Annotated in this window: 15 protein-coding genes; 10 read left to right on the top strand and 5 right to left on the bottom strand. The window is 58.4% G+C overall.

Annotated features, from left to right (window positions below):
- Positions 1-322 precede the first annotated feature (322 nt).
- Both ACR3E4_RS01705 and ACR3E4_RS01700 read left to right on the top strand, forming a co-directional pair.
- Positions 323-1,132, top strand: coding sequence for a sulfotransferase (locus ACR3E4_RS01705; RefSeq protein ID WP_480536048.1), 810 nt, complete (start codon positions 323-325; stop codon positions 1,130-1,132).
- Positions 1,133-1,853: 721 nt separating this feature from the next.
- The gene (locus tag ACR3E4_RS01700) at positions 1,854-2,054 is read left to right on the top strand and encodes a hypothetical protein (protein ID WP_480536047.1); all 201 of its coding nucleotides are present in this window, start codon (positions 1,854-1,856) and stop codon (positions 2,052-2,054) included.
- Between the two features lie 262 nt (positions 2,055-2,316).
- Here ACR3E4_RS01700 and ACR3E4_RS01695 read toward each other — a convergent pair whose 3' ends face one another.
- On the bottom strand, positions 2,317-2,835 hold the full coding sequence (locus ACR3E4_RS01695; RefSeq protein ID WP_480536045.1) for a hypothetical protein: 519 nt from the start codon (positions 2,833-2,835) through the stop codon (positions 2,317-2,319).
- The gene (locus tag ACR3E4_RS01690) at positions 2,807-3,556 is read right to left on the bottom strand and encodes a helix-turn-helix transcriptional regulator (RefSeq protein WP_480536044.1); all 750 of its coding nucleotides are present in this window, start codon (positions 3,554-3,556) and stop codon (positions 2,807-2,809) included. Before ACR3E4_RS01690 ends, ACR3E4_RS01695 begins: the two co-directional genes overlap by 29 nt.
- 621 nt (positions 3,557-4,177) lie before the next feature.
- Here ACR3E4_RS01690 and ACR3E4_RS01685 point away from each other — a divergent pair.
- The 6 genes from ACR3E4_RS01685 (at position 4,178) to ACR3E4_RS01660 (ending at position 13,148) form a co-directional block, all read left to right on the top strand.
- Positions 4,178-6,628: a hypothetical protein gene (locus ACR3E4_RS01685; protein WP_480536043.1), complete on the top strand. Its 2,451-nt coding sequence runs from the start codon at positions 4,178-4,180 to the stop codon at positions 6,626-6,628.
- 133 nt (positions 6,629-6,761) lie between these two features.
- Entirely contained in the window at positions 6,762-8,711 is a 1,950-nt protein-coding gene (locus ACR3E4_RS01680) for a type I secretion protein (protein WP_480536042.1), read from the top strand.
- 37 nt (positions 8,712-8,748) lie between these two features.
- On the top strand, positions 8,749-11,058 hold the full coding sequence (locus ACR3E4_RS01675; protein WP_480536041.1) for a type I secretion system permease/ATPase: 2,310 nt from the start codon (positions 8,749-8,751) through the stop codon (positions 11,056-11,058).
- Positions 11,059-11,061: 3 nt separating this feature from the next.
- Positions 11,062-12,405 (top strand): HlyD family type I secretion periplasmic adaptor subunit, encoded by a 1,344-nt coding sequence (locus ACR3E4_RS01670; RefSeq protein ID WP_480536039.1) that lies wholly within the window; start codon positions 11,062-11,064, stop codon positions 12,403-12,405.
- A gap of 81 nt (positions 12,406-12,486) precedes the next feature.
- Positions 12,487-12,879 (top strand): rhodanese-like domain-containing protein, encoded by a 393-nt coding sequence (locus tag ACR3E4_RS01665; protein WP_480536038.1) that lies wholly within the window; start codon positions 12,487-12,489, stop codon positions 12,877-12,879.
- A gap of 83 nt (positions 12,880-12,962) precedes the next feature.
- A complete protein-coding gene (locus ACR3E4_RS01660) occupies positions 12,963-13,148 on the top strand; it encodes a hypothetical protein (RefSeq protein ID WP_480536036.1) in 186 nt (61 codons plus the stop codon).
- Here ACR3E4_RS01660 and ACR3E4_RS01655 read toward each other — a convergent pair whose 3' ends face one another.
- Complete coding sequence (locus ACR3E4_RS01655; protein WP_480536035.1) at positions 13,149-13,907, bottom strand: alpha/beta fold hydrolase; 759 nt, start codon at positions 13,905-13,907, stop codon at positions 13,149-13,151.
- Between the two features lie 89 nt (positions 13,908-13,996).
- On the opposite strand from ACR3E4_RS01655, the gene ACR3E4_RS01650 reads away from it, so the two are divergent.
- Positions 13,997-14,371, top strand: coding sequence for a hypothetical protein (locus tag ACR3E4_RS01650; RefSeq protein ID WP_480536034.1), 375 nt, complete (start codon positions 13,997-13,999; stop codon positions 14,369-14,371).
- A gap of 70 nt (positions 14,372-14,441) precedes the next feature.
- On the opposite strand, the gene glyA is transcribed toward ACR3E4_RS01650, so the two are convergent.
- Entirely contained in the window at positions 14,442-15,737 is a 1,296-nt protein-coding gene (glyA, locus tag ACR3E4_RS01645; RefSeq protein ID WP_480567044.1) for a serine hydroxymethyltransferase, read from the bottom strand.
- Between the two features lie 171 nt (positions 15,738-15,908).
- Here glyA and ACR3E4_RS01640 point away from each other — a divergent pair, with 171 nt between their 5' ends.
- Complete coding sequence (locus tag ACR3E4_RS01640) at positions 15,909-16,670, top strand: NAD kinase (protein WP_480531427.1); 762 nt, start codon at positions 15,909-15,911, stop codon at positions 16,668-16,670.
- A gap of 261 nt (positions 16,671-16,931) precedes the next feature.
- Here ACR3E4_RS01640 and ACR3E4_RS01635 read toward each other — a convergent pair whose 3' ends face one another.
- Positions 16,932-18,371, bottom strand: coding sequence for an amidase family protein (locus ACR3E4_RS01635; protein ID WP_480531429.1), 1,440 nt, complete (start codon positions 18,369-18,371; stop codon positions 16,932-16,934).
- Positions 18,372-18,401: the final 30 nt, after the last annotated feature.

The raw sequence follows: 18,401 nt of genomic DNA, 5'->3' as shown, positions 1-18,401 counted from the left end.
TAGCACCCAACCGCCAATTCGATCCGGCCCTCTAGCAGGAGTGTTCGTATTAGATGGACCATATCCGCAAATCGAGCTTCGGTTCTATCTTGATCGACCTCTGAGATGCCAGTCCTCTTCGGCGTGTGAAACATGGAATTCTTAAGAAATCAAGCGTACTTCGCCAGAGTAAAGTGAAACGTGCGAAATTCAACCTGCCTGCATTACAGTTGGTTTGTATTCAAACGGGATAGACCACTTTGCGGCAATGAACTAATAGTTCCGCTGAGGAACCCGGAGTGGGTATGCCAGCAAAGCGTGACTGCGAATAGGATAGAGCGGAATGAACACGAGCGTTCAATCGGAATGCAAGAGCAAAACAAAGGTGTTTTGCATCGGCCTCGGAAAGACGGGAACTTCCACATTCGGCGAGATCATGCTCCGTAGCGGATACAGGCATTCCGAAGGCCCCGTTCATATCGGACTCGCCGCCTACAGGATTCGTGATATGGACACCCTGTTCAAGGTTACCGAGATGTTCGACAGTTTTGATGACTACCCTTGGCCATTCCTCTACAAGGAAATGCACGAGAGATATCCGGACGCCAAATTCGTTCTCACCAAGAGAGAAAATCAGGAGGTCTGGTGGAAATCGCTGAACACCCACAATCTTAGGCAAGGCCCCAAAGACAATCAGTTGATGTCTCTGAACGGTTATTTGCCATCGCAGAACGCAGCGGAGTTGAAAGAGTTCTATCAATCCCACATCAAGAGCGTACGAGAGTATTTTGCGGGATCTGACAATTTCATTGAGATCTGTTGGAAGGACGCAGATGCCAAAGAGCGTCTCGCGGAATTTCTCGGATTGGAATTTGCTGGGGAGGTTCCTCATCAAAACTCAGCGCAAAGTAAGGATTCCCGAGGTATGATCGATGCTTTGCTTAAGGGTAAGCGGCCAGGGGCAGCGCTGCTGTTTGCGGAAAGCCAGAGTCAGGAAATTCAGGAATATACGACCGAGGCTGTTCGCTCATATATCCAAGCTTGTTGTCGCAAACGCTATAAGGGTGAATGGGGGAATGAGCCTCAGGAACCCAAGATCGCACCTGTAAAACCGCGCCGAAAAAAATCCAGGTTTCCGTTCCGCTTCAAGTAGTCGCCGCCCGCGCTTTGGTGTCATCGCAATCTAACAATACAGGTTACACTTATACGTGCGGTGACTCATAGTGCGATCGCATCTTGGATTTTCAAGACGCCTTTGTTGGCGAGCAGAGTAGGCTGCGTTTCCATGTGCGGTGCATCCTCTCAAATCAGGACATGTTGCTACTGATGAAGAGCCTTTTTAGGTTCTGCCGAGTTGTGTTCATGCCGATGATTTCCTATTTTACCTCAGCATTCAGTCGGCTTCCGCAGCCTGAGCCCCCCAGAATTAGTGGAAAGACTAACGGCTCAGGATGTGATATACTCCCTTCACGCCCTGTACGGGCGTCTCAAGGGGAGAAACCCACCGTCTCACAAATGATAGAGAGTGAAGGTGGTGTGAGGGGCTGGATGAGGGGGTCTTGGCCAGCCCCTCTCTCTTGGGGGATTACGGAACGGTGAAAGTGGTCCGTTGAAATCAAACTAACATCTGTGATTGATCTTTGAAATTGGGGCTTTCCCGTAGTGCTCTCTGCCGTGATCGGCGGGGGGCTGCCGGTGCTTTTTCTCTGGGGCAGTTTCATGCCCAAGAAGCATCGCACCAGGCTGCAGGCCTCGACGAAACGCGTGCAGGATATACGGTCAAATCGCCAACTCACCGCCACAGTCGGGCCATAATCTTGATGAATCCTCTCGGATCAGAGCAACCACACAATGCACATGAGCCGTCGGATCAGATGCTGACAGACTACATAATCGTAGGCCCAAAACTGGAACGGTGCTTTCGGACCGGCGATCCTTGGGTGACCGTCATCCAGGCCATGTTTCTTGCATCGTTCAGCCTGATCGCACTGGCGCTGGGTATCGTGCTCTACAGAGCCTTGGAGTTACCGAGCCTGCCCTATCTTTGGCAATTGATCATGTCCTTGTGCGAATAATCCCGGTCCGTGCCGTCTGATTGCTGCGGCAGGCAGGTAAAAGCGCTCCACAGGATTTTTGGAAAATGTGTCGCCCATGTGAACTGCATCACTGATCGGTTGAATAAAATCGTTCAGAAAGGAGATGTTAACGAGTGAGCGTCTCTTTTGTTTCAGGCGTTGAGTTTTTCATAATCACCCTTTTTCATTGGGCGCGCTTTCAAAAGCGCGCCTTTCTTTTTGTCGAGGCAGGTTTGCCGGGCGTTTGCACAGGAGGCCGCAGTCAGACCGGAAAGCCAAGCTGCCCGATCAATTTCCAGATGTCTTTGTTCGCTGCCGAGAGTTGCGCGACCACGTCCTCGATCTCCTTCATGGCCTCATCGTCCACAGTATCTTCACGTCCGAGCTTGATGTCGGTTTTGCGATCAGCGATCCGCATCAGGATGGTTTTGGGGTTCCCGCTTTTCTGATCAAACGAATAGATGCAGTGATTGTACTTGTTCCGTATCGACGACAGCCGGGACAATCGTTGGGTGTGTTCGAGAATGGGATCGCGGATTTCGGCGGGCCGGCCCTCCATCTTGGCCAGACGCTCGACCAGATCTATGCGGGCGCGGGTGGTGTTCAGGGTCAGAAAGATAATGACCGCCACGTCCTTGTTCGCACCGGTTAAACCGGCGATCAGATGGATCAGCAGGCTTTCGGTGTTCGTCCACATGTAATTCAACCGGCCCACCAAAAGGATAAGCCGGTCAAACCGGGTTTCGAACGTTTCATCCAACAGAGGCACTTCGCGCTTCATTGGGCGCAACCTCGAAATAGAAATGAGCCGCTGCCGTTCGGTTGCTGACATCGATCTTGCCCGAGACATTGTGCATGTGCAGTTTCACAGTGTGCTCGGTTATACCCAGCTTGGCAGCGATTGCCTTGTTGCTCTTTCCGCGGGCGACCAGCCTCAGAACCTGTTTTTCACGCCGCGTCAGTTTGGCGTAGAGCAACAGTTTCTCGGGCGACCGGGTCCGGGTGACGGGTTGCTTTTCAACCGGCGTTTCTGCTGCCGCCTGCCTGGCCGAGACGCTGTCGGCCAGAAAGCAGGGCAGGTGGAGTTCTTCGTGCATCAGCAATCGCAATATGGCGCGCCAGACGTCCGGGGCCACATTCATGGGCAGGTATCCGATATTGCCGAACTGCGCCCGATCCCAGTGTTCGAAAAGAAAACGGGGAGAGCTTTGCTTGCGATAGGCAAAAGCCAGACATCCATCTTCGGCCAGCCTGGCATAGTCGGCGGGGCGGTTCAGAAGATCCTCGATCAGCATCTGATCCACAACGACGATGCGCTCGGCAGGCACAGAGGGGTCACTTACAGCCAAAAGCGCGTCCAGAGTTTCATAGCGATATGCGCGCACGCCAAATTCGTTTTGCACGCTTCTGAGAGTTTGGTTGGAATAAAACAGTTCTTTGCCGATAAAGGCGATCGTCAGGTCTTCTGGGTATTCGATTTGACCACGGGAGTCATCTTGCAATGAAGTATTCATTGTCCTTCCCCCAACTAACAAAAATGCCACCCACTGAGATTCAAATCGGGTACAGATTCAGGCGGCGCGAAACAGTAACTTATTCATTCAAATTATGACCTCATCATAACTGAAAGTACGAATTTCATCAATAGAACGCGGAAGATTGAGGATCTGTTCTAGAACTTTTGGTCAGGTTTCTCGCCCGGTTTTGCGCGATAAAGCGTTGATAATATTTGCATATATTATTTCTAAATCGGAAACCGGTTGTTTCGCGCCGAGAATACTCTGTCTAAAGGTGTTTTCTGAAAAAACCATTTTTTTAACAAAGAGTTGCCACATTTAATGCTTTCGGCCAGCTATGCACGCCCCGGCATCGCTGCAACCATGACCCTGCTTCAATTGGCGAAGTTTTACTGACCTGACATGCCCGCAGCACGCTTATTTCAGCGAAAACTCTGCGGCCATGGAATCGGCTAGGCCGAGAAAGGGGGGCTGACCAGACAGAAGATCAAACTGCCGCACAAGCGACCGTTTTATCGGCCTGTGCGTAAAATCTGTTTCAACCGCGCCTGTAACCGCTTTGTAGATGAATGGCGGTCCGGTGCTTCAGTAAAAGTGGAATTTATTATGGAACGCAGACTAGCTCCGATCGCAGACGTCCAGGAAGTTATCGATGACCAGGATCCTGTCGTAGACGAACCCTCATCGGAAGAAGAAATTGATCTGGTTGTTGATGACCTGAACGCACAGCAGCAACAACAACAGCAGCAGCAAGGCGACGACAGCAACACCAATGGTGGTGATGACAGCAACACCAATGGTGGCGACGACAGCAACACCAATGGCGGCAATGACAGCAACACCAATGGTGGCAACGACAGCAACTCGCAGTCGAACGGTGGTGACGATAGTAACACCAACAACAACAACGCATCGGTTGATATCGACTTTGGCGGCGGCGAGTGGATTCCGCGCGACGATGACAAGGTCGATGTCGATATCGAAGATGTCGAAGGTGATGTTGGTGACGTGATCACGGCCGGTGACAATCTGGATTACGATCCCGGCGATGACATCAACATTGACATCTCGCTGGACGGACCCGGAAACGACTTCGCGTCCATCAACAGCCAGTATGCAAACCTGGAAGACAATGACACGCTTGAGAGTGCGTCGGTTTCGAACTCAGGCGAATTCTCGCAAAATGGCGATGCCAATGGTGGTGAAGCCTATGCAGAGGACGGCATCGACGTAAATAACGATGGCGGCGACTCGGGTGATGGCGGCAGCAGCTATGGTGGTGAAGCCTACGGCGACACTAACGGTAGCCATTCGATGGCCGTCGGTGGTCATTCAGGAAGTGCCGACAGTGCTGCAACCGGTGGCGACGGTGCATCTTCGGGCGATGCCTACAACGCAAGCCTGGGTCTTGGCCATTCAAGCGCCAGCTCTGACGGTGACAGCACCGGCGGCGACGGCGGTGACGCAGACAGCGATTCCACCGCGGACAACTACGGTGAATCGAGCGCTGACAGCGACTCGACCGGCGGTGACGGCGGTGCAGCCGAGTCCTTCGGCCTTGGTCTTGGTCTGGGCCTGTCCGGATCGAACGCTGATGGCGATGCGGATGGTGGCGACAACACATCCGGCGCATTGGCTGCAGGTCTTGGTCTGGCAGGCACTGACGCCTCCAACGGAGATGCCGATGGGGGTGACGGTGACGCCGAAAACGATGGCTCGGCCGACAATTCCAGTGAAGGAACCAACGAAGCCAATGAGTCCTCATCGGGCGGCAATATTGGTCTGGGTCTGGCAGGTGCCGGTGCTCTGGGTGCCAATGACGCTGATGGTGGCAATGGTCCTGGCGGTGACGGAACTGGTGGTGACGGCCCAGGCGGCGACGGCCCCGGTGGTGACGGACCCGGCGGTGACGGCCCTGGCGGTGACGGACCCGGCGGCGATGGCCCTGGTGGTGACGGACCCGGCGGCGACGGCATCGGCGGTAACGCTGGCACGCAGGAAGGCGGATTCCCGTTCCTTGCCCGTCTGGTAGAGGAAGATCCCGGCGGCGGTGAAGGTGGTGAAGGCGACGAAGGCGATGATGATGCCGGCGGCGGCAACGCCAATGGTACTGGTGGCGACGGAAGCGGCGGTGCCGGTTCTGGCGGTACAGGTGCCGGTGGTGCAGGCTCTGGTGGTACGGGTGCCGGTGGCGCAGGCTCTGGCGGCGCGGGTGCCGGTGGCGCGGGCGGCGGTGGTGCCGGTTCTGGCGGTGCCGGTGGTGGTTATGTCGATACCGATGCGGCAGCGCAGGGTGTCGGTGACCAGGATGCCGCGGGTCCGGTGATCACGCAGTCGCCCGGCGACATCGACGGGTCTGCCGATAACGATCAGGACGTTGATGGTTCTGGTGGTGACGGTGGTACCAACAACTCCAACGGCTCTGCGGACGCCAGCGGTGATGGTATGGCAACCTCCGAAGGCACCGGTGGTGCGGGCGGAACAGCCAACCCCGAGTCCAGCTCGGCTGCAAGTGGCGCAGGTTCGGCTGACGCAACCAACGAAGGCGGAAACGCTGGCGACGCAGATGCGTGGGCCCGCTCCGAGAACGATGGTTACGCTGACAGCCTGGCCGAAGCGATTGCCGGATATGGCGGACGGGCGTCGTCGGACAATGACGCCGACTCGATGGCCTCTGGTGACGCGACCGGTACTGCAACCTCAGGCGCCGGTGGCGCAGGTGGTGCAGCGGCCTCGAACGGCGGAACCAGCGGTGACGTCATGGGTTCGTCGACCGGCGGTGCAACCACAGGTGCGATGAACACCGGTGGCGAAGCGTCCGGTGCCAACTCTGGTGCAGGTGGTGCTGGCGGTGACGGCGGCATGTGGGGCTCGAACAACGGTGGCGACGGTATCGTCAACGGCGAGTCCTATGCTTCGGCAGCAGCCGTTGTCGACACAGCTGCGTTCAACCAGTCGATCGTCATGGGTGCCCACGTGCTTGGTAACTCGGTCGATACGACCATGGTTGGTGGCTCGATGACTTCGAGCTACTCGAGCGACGACAACGACGTGTAAGGCGCAAAAATCTCGGGGGCCGCATTACGGGCCCCCGTTTCAATGAAAATGCCGGGGCCGCATTCTGCGGCCTCGGTCCAGCAAATCCAGACCCGGAAATTTCCTGCCGGTGACGGAGTTAGAGGTCATCGAAATGTCATTCGATAGTGTTACCGAAAAGATTGCACACTTTATTGGAACTTTTGATCTCACGATTGAGCAAACCCGACTGAGGGATCAATACGAAGAGTTCTCGGCGATGCGCCGCAAGGCCGAGCTGGAAGAACTGGAAGACCCTATCAATTTCAAAGTCAAAGCGGATTTGGAGCTGGACCCCGGCAAATATGGACAGCTGTCCTATCTGTTCGAAACACCCCCGGCCACATCCGAACTGACACCCGCACCCGAGGGACCGGCACCGCTGAACGGGGCGACCCTTGCGCCGCCGCCGGAGTCTGATCTGCCGTTGCCTGAGGCCGTCGCGGCAGGCGCAGCCACCCAGTTTGTGATTATTCTTGAACCCCAGATCGTGACCGAACTGATTGGCTCGGCCATCACCTACACGTTCCAGTCGATCTATATGCGCGACAACGACGTGGTCGGCGAAGGTGATTTTCGCGACACCGAACAACTGATGGCGATGGCTGAAGCGGCATTTGAGGTCGCGACCTCGCTGCATGTGTTCTCGGGCCTGTCATTCTCGATCTCAGATTATCTGTCGGTCGAATATGTCGAGGCGATGGCCGACGACATGCTGGACCCGGTCTATGCCGAGGTCGAAGGTGCGGTCGTTTATCAATTCCACGGCGAAGATGCTATGGGCGTGATCGTCAACGGTGAATACGTCGATGAGGCTCCGGTTTGGGAGGATCTTCTGCCCGCGTATCACCAGCCCGAGGATGAAGAGGAGAGCGAAGAGAGCTATTTCGATCCTTACCCGGTCGAGTGGGATCGGGACACGGATCCGGAATATTCAGACGGTCATGAGGTGATCGTGGGTGGCAATCTGGCCATCAACGCGGTGTCCGCCACGGTCGCCTGGGTCGATGCGCCCTATATCGCGGTCGGTGGCAAGTCGATCGAATTGACCATGGTCAGCCAGGTTGCGGTCGTCTCGGACATGGACGAGGGCACCAAGGGTGATTCCGGTACGAAAGTCGTCCAGTCATCAACGATCGAAGTCGAAGGAAGCGCGGCCGACTGGATCAGTGAGGGTGGCGAGGATGCGCCGGGTCTGGTGCATGTCGACTGGATTCACGGTGATCTGATCGTGGCGAACTTTGTCAAACAGACGATCGACGCCACGGATATCGATCACATCGAAACCGAGGTCTCCGCTTCGACCACGCTGTATGCGATGGGTGACAATGAGATGGTCGATGTGACCAATATCCTGCAGCTGGGCAGCTATTATGACCTTGTCATGATTGATGGTGACATGATCTCGGTCGATGCGTTTGTCCAGACACTGGTTCTGATGGACGATGACATCGTAACCGGTGGACTGCCTGAACCGGTCGACGGGAAGGATGAGAACCTCGTGATGAACGAGGTATCGCTGCTCACGGAAGGCGAAGACACGCATCAAGAGATGGAGGCGTCGATGGCCGACGCCATGGCGATGCAGCAATCGGACATGGAAGCGCTGGAAGATGCGCTGATGAACGATCCCATGTTTGCCGGGATGGAACAGATGCGGGTCCTCAAGGTCGATGGGTCACTGGTGCAATTGAATGTGGTGGAACAGTCGACCTTGCTAGCGGATCAGGATGACGTTCATCTGCATGGCCCGAAAGCCGATGAGACCGAGGTGATTGCAGGCAGCAACGCGCTGCTGAATGCGGCGAGTGTCACCAAGGCCGGTGTCGACTCGGTGGTGATGGCGCAGGACGGGTCTTATTCCGATCTGCTGCTGCATCAGGCCAGCCTGATCGATATGCCCACGAACGAGGATATCACCGAGATGACCAACGATGCGATTGCAGCGCTGATGGATGAGGTTGGTATGCCGGATCACGCGAATGGAATTGGCCCGGCTGGAAATGACCTGACGCCAAGCGAGATGGCGACTGCATCGGATGGCCTGCAAACCATGCTGGCCTGAGTTTTCTGTACATTGCGAGTGAACCGAAGGTTTATATATGTCGATCGTTTTTTCGTCACGCCGAACCCGTTTTGCCAGCCCGCTGGACAGACACGGAGGCGGTGGCCCGTTGGCGTCAGGTGACAGTGCGCGGATTGCGAAATCCTTAAAGGCCAAAGCGTCACAGGCAGAGGCCAGATTGCGTCTGACCGAGGAGATGCGTTTGTCCAAAGCCGAACCTGCCCCCGCGTTTGCAACCGAAGGGGATGTGGACGAAGTTGCCCCCCAACCAGATCGGGCGCCAGAAGATGCGGTGCCCCAAGAGACTTCTAAACCGGATGAATCCGGGCCGAGGCATGCGCAGCAGTCAGATATTACGTCACAAACGCGCGCCGGCTCTCCCCTTCGGCGTGCGTCATCGCAGCCCGCACAAGATCAGGATCCGACGGGCGGCGATACTGGGGTGGCCAAGCCGGAGGCCCCGGATCGTGAGACAGCCGATCAATCGACTGCGCGCATGACCCCCTCTGCGCCAGCGGACGGCAAAGACCGCATGGGCACCACGATCGAGGCGAAGGCGAACGAGCCGTTGATGCGCTCGGGGACGGGCGGCGGCGACGGCAAGGGGCCACCCCAAACCTTCCACAAACGCACCCCGCCCGAAGATTTCCAGAAAACGCTGCGTACTTCTTTGAAGGCGATCTGGCGCAATCTGTCCTTTGTGCTGGTGCTGACCTGCGCCACCAACCTTCTGATCCTGGCGATCCCGATCTATCTGTTCCAGATCAGTGACCGGGTGCTTACCAGCCGGTCATTGGATACGCTGGTTATGCTGACCGTGATTGTCGCTGGGGCCGTGGTGTTTCAGGCGGCATTCGATGCGGTACGTCGTTTCATGCTGATGCGCACCGCGGTTGAGGTCGCCGCCCGCCTTGGGGCCCCGGTCCTGAGCGCGGCAGCGCATGCCTCGCTGCATGGCAACGGGCGTGAGTATCAGACGCTGGGCGATTTGCAGCAGGTGCGGGGTTTTCTGGTTTCGGGCACGCTGATTTCCTTCCTTGATGTGCCATTTGCACCATTGTTCATCCTTATGATCTTTCTGGTGCACCCGCAGCTTGGCATGATCGTCGTGACCACTGCGGTGATCCTGATGGTGATCGCGTTGGTGAATCAGAAAATGACCGCCAAACCCTTTGCCAAAGCCAATCAGGCGCAGTCGCTGGCCAACCAGCATCTGGATTCAATGTCGCGCAACAGCCAGATCATCAACGCATTGGCGATGATCCCCGAGGCGGTTCGCATCTGGGGCCGGGACACTGCGCAGTCACTGACATGGCAGGTCAAGGCGCAGGATCGCAACGTGATCTTCGCCGCCATCTCGCGCGCTGTGCGTCTGCTGACGCAGATCGGCATTCTGGGCTGGGGCGCCTTTCTTGCGTTGCAGGGCGAGATTACCGGCGGCATGGTCATCGCGGCCTCGATCATCGCGGGCCGCGCCTTTGCCCCGATTGAAGGCTCGATCGAAGGCTGGAACACCTTCCTGCTGACCCGTGGTGCCTTTGCCCGGATCAAGGCGCTGTTGTCGAACTCGGCGCTGCAATACGAAAAACTGCGCCTGCCGCGCCCCGAGGGGCGGTTGGACGTGGAACGCCTGCTGTACGTGCCCGGCGGTACCAAGCGCGTTGTGCTGAACGGGATCACTTTCGCTCTGAACCCCGGAGAGACGCTGGCGATCATCGGCAATTCCGGTGCCGGCAAAACCACGCTGGGCAAAACGCTGGTGGGTTCCATTCTGCCAACCTCGGGCAGCGTGCGGCTGGACCTGATGGATATCCGCAACTGGGACCCGCGCCAATTTGGCGAGAGTATCGGGTATTTGCCGCAGGATGTGCAACTGTTCCCGGGCACCATCAAGGACAATATCGGCCGGATGCGCGACGATGCGACCGACGAGCAAATCCACGACGCCGCCGTTCTAGCCGATGTCCACAACATGATTGCGACGCTGCCACAGGGGTATGAGACCGTGGTGGCCGCAGATGGCTCGCCACTGTCGGGTGGCCAGAAACAGCGCATCGCATTGGCGCGCGCGTTCTTCGGCAATCCACGGCTGGTGGTACTGGATGAGCCGAACTCGAACCTCGACGTGGCGGGTGACAAGGCATTGGCGCGTGCGATTGAGCAGGCCAAGGACAGCCAGATCACCGTTGTCGTCATCACGCAAAAGCCGACGCTGCTGAGCGTGGTCGACAAGATCATGCTGCTGACTGACGGGCGCGTGGCGCTGTTTGGTCAGCGCGAACAGGTCCTGCAGCAATTGAACAACTCGCGACAGCAGCCGCCTGAAATTCAGGGCAATGGGGGATAAGTCATGAACGAACTGGTAGTCCGTAAAGACGATCCCGGCCTGTGGTATGCCGAGGTTCCGCGCTCGATCACCAAGTTCATCGTAATCGGTCTGATCATGCTGATTGTCTGCTTCGGTGGCTTTGGCGTCTGGTCCTTCCGTGCCCCGCTTGCGGCGGCGGTCATTGCGCAGGGCAGCTTTGTCGCCACGGGCCGCAACAAGATCGTGCAACACCTTGAGGGCGGGATTATCGAAAACATCCTCGTTGCCGAAGGCGAGGCGGTCGAGGCCGGTCAGATCATGATGACGCTGGACCAGACCTCGGCGGCGGCCAATGAGCGGGAGTTGTTCATTCGCAAAATCCGACTGCAGGCCATGACCGAACGTCTGCTGGCCGAGCATAGTGAGCAGGAAAATCTGGTATTCTCCCCCGCACTGGTCAATGCCTCGGATGATGTCGAGGTCATGACCATCCTCGACAATCAAAAGCTCAGCTTCAATGTTTCGCGCAAGACGCTGCTGAACGACATCGCCCTGCTGCAACGGAATATGGAGGCGCTGAAGATCCGGGCCACCGGGTTTGAGGCGCAGTTGACCAGTATGCAGCGCCGCTCGGATATCCTTCAGGAAGAATACGACACGAAATATGCGCTGTTCGAGAAAGGGCTGGTGCGAAAAGGCGACCTGAACACAATCCGCCGTGTCCAGGCCGAGGCCGAGGGTCAGCTGGCCCGCCTGCAAGCCGAAACGGCCGAGGTTAATCAGATGCTGCTGAAATATGAAGAGCAGATCCTGCGCACCCGCTCGGCCTATCGCGAGGCCGCGTTGGACGAGCTTGGCGTGATCGAGGCCGATCTGGAAAGTGTACGCGAAAAGGCGCGGCAGGCCCGCAGCGTTCTGGATCGCGCCGTTGTGCGTGCGCCGGTGACCGGCACGGTGGTGCGTCTGCATTACCACACGCCCGGGGGTGTGATCGAAACCGGCGAACAGATCGCCGAAATCCTGCCCGCCGATGCCCCGCTGATCATCGAGGCGCAAATTCCGCGTACCGAAATCGACAGTGTCGTGACCGGGCAGATCGCGACCGTACGTCTGGTGGCGCTCAACCAGCGGACAACCCCGGTGCTCAACGGTGAGGTCTTTTATGTCTCAGCCGATTCGCTGCTGGAAGATTCCGCCGGAATGCCGCAAGAAGTCTATCTGGCGCGCATTTCGCTGACCGCGGATGAGATGAGCCGTGTGCGGGGCTTTGTGCCAACACCCGGCATGCCCGCTGAAATCATGATCCAGACCGAGGAACGCACCTTTGCGGCCTATATCGCCAAGCCCGTGGTCGACAGCATGTCGCGCGCTTTCCGGGAACACTGACGGCAGGGACTGCTTAGCGACTACATCTTCCAGATTTTGCATGTTAGCCTTCCGCAAATTGAGTCTGCAGGAGGGGCGCGAATGCCTTTGACAGTCAAAGAGATGATGGAGGCTGCAAATGCCGTGGTCGAACGTATCGACGCGGGCAGGGCGCAGGAGTTGCTGGCGCAAGGCGCGCTGCTGCTGGATATCCGCGATGCGCCCGAGCTTGAAAAAGCGGGCCGCGCGATTGGATCGCATCACATCCCGCGCGGCATGCTGGAATTCCGCGCCGATCCTGACTTGCCGTCTTACGACCCCGAATTGCGCAAGGATCGGGTGATCATTCTGCATTGCGCCTCGGGCGGTCGTGCGGCGCTGGCGGGGAAACTGCTGAAGGATATGGGGTATCAGCAGGTCTATAATCTGGGCGGCTTTGCAGACTGGGTGAATGGCGGCGGATCTACGGTCGAGCCGGTTGATCCGGGGATGTAGCCACCTGATCTGACACAGGTCAAAGCGGAATATATTCGCTTGCCTTAATGTGAGGGCGATACTCACAGACAGGACGACAGGCCATGCTACGCCTCGCTACCACGCTTTATTCTCTGATCGCCACCGCCCTTGCGGGCAGCGCTGTGATCGCCGTATTGGCGGCGGGAATGGTGACTGCGATGGCTATTTTCTCGGCAGCAGTCGCGGGCGCGGTTGTGGCGGCACCTGTGTCCTGGTTGGTCGCAAAACGCCTTTATACGGGCGCCTGATCAGGCGTTCAGAAAGGTCCTGACGGCGGCCTCGAATTCGCGGGGTTTCTCGGCGTGCAGCCAGTGGCCCGCGCCCGGAATCTTGGCGAACCGAGCCGCCGGGAACAGGTCGCGAATCCGGTCTCTGTGTTCTGGCAGAACATAGTCGGACGCCGCGCCGGACAGAAACAGGGCAGGGCCGGTCCAGCTGCCGGATTTCTCGGGAAAACCCATGATCTTCGGCATTTCGCTGGCCAAAACGTCCAGATTGAGCCGCCAGCGCCCACCCTCCACGTCCAGAGACTGGGTGAAAAAGCTCTGCAGTGCCTTTTCGACGCCCAGACCGGCCAGTTGCGCCTCGGCGTCCGAGCGGCGTTGGACGCGGGACATATCCACGGCCCGCATCGCCTCGATAAACGGCATCTGGCTGTGGCCGTAGGTGACGGGCGCGATGTCGGCAACGACCAGCTTGCGCACCAAATCGCCATGATCCAGCGCCAGCATCATCGATGTCTTGCCGCCCATGGAGTGCCCGAGCACGTCGGCGGTGCCGCCAATGCTCTCAATGACTTCGGCCAGATCCTGCGCAAGCTGCGGATAGCCATGCTGTGCATCCCAGAAACTGTAGGCATGGTTGCGCATATCCGCCGCGATGACCTGCCGTTCATCCGACAGCCGCCGCGCGATAACCCCCCAGTTCCGCGCCGAGCCATAAAGGCCATGCGCAATCAGCAGGGGTGGTTGGTCGGTGGGTTCGCCATGGATGATCGTATTCAGCATGCTCTTGTGATACGCGCGAGCGCACAGAACAACCAGCCCCATTGTGGCCCGCGCAGCACGAAGCTACATTGCCCCGTCAGGAGGCGCAGATGACGCAGGAAACCGATATCCAGACCCGCATCGCAGAGACCATTCTGTTGCTGCGCAAAAAGCTTGGGGTAAAGGATAAAACCCTGATCGCCTCGGTCCGGCGTGCAAAACGGCGTTTGCCGCGAAAGGTCTACAAACAGGCGATGGTGCTGGCCCAGGCCGAGCCGATGGCGGAACATCCGAAATTGCGGATGGTTCTGGATATGCAAAGGCTCGAGAATGCCTCGGACGAGGTGCAGAAGCATTTGAATGCGATCAATCTGGCGGATCGGCGCTGGGGGTGGTTCTTAAGCTTTCTGGGTTCGCTGGCATTGGGCCTGATTGCCCTGTCGGCGATGACGCTCGTCGTATTGCGGTGGCGCGGATACATCTGAGCCAGACTGGCCCGAAAAGAAAAACGGCGCCCGATGAGGCGCCGTTTTCTGTTTCTCGATCTGGCTTGGATCAGAGGTTCGGGTAGAGCGGGAAGCGCGCGCAGAGCTCGGCAACCTCGGCCCGGACCTTCGCCTCGACCTCAGCGTTGCCGTCTTCGCCATTGGCGGCCAGACCGTCGACAACCTCGATGATCCAGTCGGCGATCTGGCGGAATTCGGTCTCGCCGAAGCCGCGGGTGGTACCGGCGGGTGAGCCCAGACGGATGCCGCTGGTGATGGTCGGCTTCTCGGGGTCAAACGGCACGCCGTTCTTGTTGCAGGTGATATGCGCGCGGCCCAGGGCCTTTTCGGTCGCGTTGCCCTTGACGCCTTTGGGACGCAGGTCGACCAGAACCACATGGGTGTCAGTGCCGTGGGTCACCGTGTCCAGACCGCCCTTGATCAGCTGATCCGACAGCGCCTGCGCGTTGGTGATCACCTGCTGAATATAGCCTTTGAACTCGGGCCGCAGGGCCTCGCCAAACGCCGCGGCCTTACCTGCGATCACATGCATCAGCGGGCCGCCCTGAATGCCGGGGAAGATGGCCGAATTCACTTTCTTGGCGATATCTTCATCATTGGTCAGGATCATGCCCCCACGCGGACCGCGCAGGGTCTTGTGCGTGGTGGTCGTCGCCACATGCGCGTGCGGGAACGGACTGGGATGTTCACCGGCTGCGACCAGACCGGCAAAGTGCGCCATGTCCACATGCAGATAGGCGCCGACCATGTCCGCGATCTCGCGCATACGAGCAAAGTCGATCTGGCGCGGGATGGCGGAACCACCGGCGATGATCAGCTTGGGGTTATGCTCTTTCGCCAGCGCCTCGACCTGATCGTAGTCCAGCATGTTGTCCTGCTTGCGCACGCCATACTGCACGGCGTTGAACCACTTGCCCGACTGGTTCGGACGCGCGCCGTGGGTCAGGTGACCGCCGGCATCCAGGCTCATGCCCAGAATGGTGTCACCAGGCTGGATCAGCGCCTGAAACACACCCTGGTTGGCCTGGCTGCCCGAGTTCGGCTGAACGTTGGCGAATTCACAGCCGAACAGCTGTTTGGCGCGATCGATGGCCAGATTCTCGGCGATGTCGACATACTGGCAGCCGCCATAGTAGCGACGGCCGGGATAGCCCTCGGCGTATTTGTTGGTCAGAACCGAGCCCTGCGCCTCCATGACGGCGGCAGAGACGATGTTCTCGGACGCGATCAGCTCGATCTCGTCGCGCTGACGGCCCAGCTCGGACGTGATCGAGCCGAACAGCTCGGGGTCACGATCCGAAAGGGACTGAGTGAAAAAACCGGTATCACGGAGATTGGCGTTCATGGGCGCTCCACATGGCTGGGGGTGTGTCTTTCGCGGATTTCCTATCGGAAACGATCCTGTCGAAAAAGGCTATAAAGCGACGAATTGGCCCGCTGCGGCGTCAACTCTGGTGTAATGCGGAAAGGTATGTTTGTTTCGGAACCAAATGTGCAGCACTGGAAACCACAAATCATGACCAAGAGAATCGCCTTTCTGGCCAGCGATGCCAAAGTGGCGCAAACCGCGCGCGAGGCTTTGGTGGCACGTTATGGCAATGCCGCGCCACGGGATGCGGACGTTGTCGTGGCGCTTGGCGGGGACGGGTTCATGCTGCACACGCTGCAGGGGATTCAACATCTCGGCACACCGGTTTACGGGATGAATCGCGGCACCATCGGGTTTCTGATGAATGAATACGCCGAAACCGATCTGATGGCGCGGCTGGCCGAGGCAGAGGAAGAGGTCATCAACCCCCTCAGCATGATCGCGATGGACCAGTCGGGCAAACGGCACGAGGCGCTGGCCATCAACGAGGTGTCGCTGCTGCGCGCAGGCCCGCAGGCTGCCCGCCTCAGGATCAGCGTCGATGGTCGGGTGCGCATGGCCGAGCTGGTGTGCGACGGCGCGCTTCTGTCGACACCTGCGGGATCGACCGCCTATAATTACTCGGCCCACGGACCGATCGTACCAATCGGTGCGGATGTTCTGGCACTGACCCCGATTGCTGCGTTTCGCCCCCGCCGCTGGCGGGGTGCGCTGCTGCCCAAGATGGCCAGCGTCCGGTTCGAAGTGATCGAGGCGGACAAGCGTCCGGTCATCGTCGCGGCCGATTCGGTCGCATTTCCCGATATCGACTGGGTCGAGATCAGGTCCGAACCCAGCGTACAGCACCGCATCCTGTTCGACCCCGGCCATGGGCTGGAAGAACGCCTAATTTCCGAGCAATTCACATAAATCTGGCTTTACGGGCAAATTTCCTGATCCTTATGTGAACCAGTTCACAGGAACGTGCTTCATACTTTGTTAACGTTAAGTCACCCGGAGATCACGCCAAGGTGGAAGTGAGTGGCCATCTAACGGTGTTTTCGAATGATTGCGCATTTTACGCGCTGGCGAGGGTGGGTGGTGCTACGCTCGTCATCAGATTTCTGGGCACATTTTAGCATGCGGACCCCGGGTACAATATCCCGGGGTCAATTTTTTTGCGGGCGACTGCTATGGGTGTGACGCCATCTTTTCCCACAGAATCGGAGCCATTTGCCCAACGCGCTCTTCGATGGCAGCTGCAGCACCGATTGCCATATCCTCGCGCCAGCGCCGGGCTGTGATCTGAATATTGATCGGCTGCGGCCCGCCCGGCAGCGCGGCCAGCCGTGCCGGAACACTTGCCGCAGGCAGGCCCAGGAAGTTCATCGCATAAGAATAAACCGCACAGCCCAGCACCTCATGCACCCCTTCGGCCCCTTCCGTATCCCGGTCGGGTCTGAAGAACGGCTGCGGCAGGAACGGCGACAGGATCAGCGGATAATCTTGCAGGAACAGCGACCATTCACGCGCGTGATGGCTGCGCTGCGCCAGCGCCTGTATCAACTCGGTGCCCACAATCGGCGGGAATTCCTGGAAATAGACCTCAAAAATGTCCCGGATGGTTTGCGAGCCGGCAGCTTCGATATCGCCTTTCATCAGCGTCAGCACTTCGCCCATAAGCGCGCGATACCCCAATCGACCGCATTCGAACACGTTAGGCGGATCAATCTCTGTGACCACATATCCCGCATCGCTCAAGGCGTCCCGAGCAGTGTCCAGCGCCGCCTCAACCTCGGGATGCAGGTCATAGCCAAACGTGTTCTTGGTGAAAGCAACCTTAACCGGCCCGTCCAGCGGCGCGCCCAACCAGGGCATCGGAACGTGAAACGGATCACGCGGATCAGCGGCAATCAGTGAGGGCATCGACAACTGCAAATCCGCAGCCGACCGCGTGATCACCCCCTGAACCGACATGGATTGGGCCAGCAATCCCCGTTCCGCTGTCTGACTCGGGTTCCACGCAGGTACTCGTCCAAGGCCGGGTTTGACAGTGACGGCACCATTGGCCGCCGCAGGAAAACGCAGGCTGCCGCCGATGTCATTGCCATGGCCCAGCACTCCGATCCCGGCCATTACGGCGGCCCCGGCGCCGCCCGACGATCCCCCCGGCGAAATATGCCTTCCCCAGGGATTGTGCGTACGCCCATAGAGAGGGTTGTCCGTGTCGGCGCGAAAGGAAAATTCGGGCGTGTTGGTCCGCCCGATGACAATGGCCCCCGCCTTTTGAAGATTGGCAACCACCGGCGCATCGTCCGGCGCAATCACATCCTTCAACGCAACCACCCCGTTGGTGGTGGCGTGCCCCGCCTGATCGACATTGACCTTGATGGTAACCGGAACACCATGCAGCGGCCCGACCGGAGCCCCACCACTTCGCGCCCGATCAAGCGCGCAAGCCCGCTCCAGCGCGTCCGCGCCCAGATCCTCTACCACTGCATTCAGGGCAGGATTTACCTGATGCATCCGTTCCAACGCGTCCCGGATGACTTCTTCCGCGCTCAGATCACCCGCACGGGTCAGAGCAGTCAGTTCCGTCGCGCCAAGACGCCAGATGTCGCCGTTTGTCATGCTCGTCCTCCCGGCCTCAACCTGAGGTGG

It is taken from the genome of Ruegeria sp. AP11 (assembly GCF_056535865.1).
This window is presented reverse-complemented; position numbering and strand designations above follow the sequence as displayed.

Bases quoted from the DNA above. Each gene is read 5' to 3' on its own strand.
- ACR3E4_RS01675 (WP_480536041.1), top strand. From the start codon at position 8,749: ATGTCGATCGTTTTTTCGTCACGCCGAACCCGTTTTGCCAGCCCGCTG.
- ACR3E4_RS01685 (WP_480536043.1), top strand. From the start codon at position 4,178: ATGGAACGCAGACTAGCTCCGATCGCAGACGTCCAGGAAGTTATCGAT.
- ACR3E4_RS01665 (WP_480536038.1), top strand. From the start codon at position 12,487: ATGCCTTTGACAGTCAAAGAGATGATGGAGGCTGCAAATGCCGTGGTC.
- ACR3E4_RS01655 (WP_480536035.1), bottom strand. From the start codon at position 13,907: ATGCTGAATACGATCATCCATGGCGAACCCACCGACCAACCACCCCTG.
- ACR3E4_RS01660 (WP_480536036.1), top strand. From the start codon at position 12,963: ATGCTACGCCTCGCTACCACGCTTTATTCTCTGATCGCCACCGCCCTT.
- ACR3E4_RS01670 (WP_480536039.1), top strand. From the start codon at position 11,062: ATGAACGAACTGGTAGTCCGTAAAGACGATCCCGGCCTGTGGTATGCC.
- glyA (WP_480567044.1), bottom strand. From the start codon at position 15,737: ATGAACGCCAATCTCCGTGATACCGGTTTTTTCACTCAGTCCCTTTCG.
- ACR3E4_RS01650 (WP_480536034.1), top strand. From the start codon at position 13,997: ATGACGCAGGAAACCGATATCCAGACCCGCATCGCAGAGACCATTCTG.
- ACR3E4_RS01695 (WP_480536045.1), bottom strand. From the start codon at position 2,835: ATGAAGCGCGAAGTGCCTCTGTTGGATGAAACGTTCGAAACCCGGTTT.
- ACR3E4_RS01635 (WP_480531429.1), bottom strand. From the start codon at position 18,371: ATGACAAACGGCGACATCTGGCGTCTTGGCGCGACGGAACTGACTGCT.
- ACR3E4_RS01640 (WP_480531427.1), top strand. From the start codon at position 15,909: ATGACCAAGAGAATCGCCTTTCTGGCCAGCGATGCCAAAGTGGCGCAA.
- ACR3E4_RS01700 (WP_480536047.1), top strand. From the start codon at position 1,854: ATGCTGACAGACTACATAATCGTAGGCCCAAAACTGGAACGGTGCTTT.
- ACR3E4_RS01680 (WP_480536042.1), top strand. From the start codon at position 6,762: ATGTCATTCGATAGTGTTACCGAAAAGATTGCACACTTTATTGGAACT.
- ACR3E4_RS01705 (WP_480536048.1), top strand. From the start codon at position 323: ATGAACACGAGCGTTCAATCGGAATGCAAGAGCAAAACAAAGGTGTTT.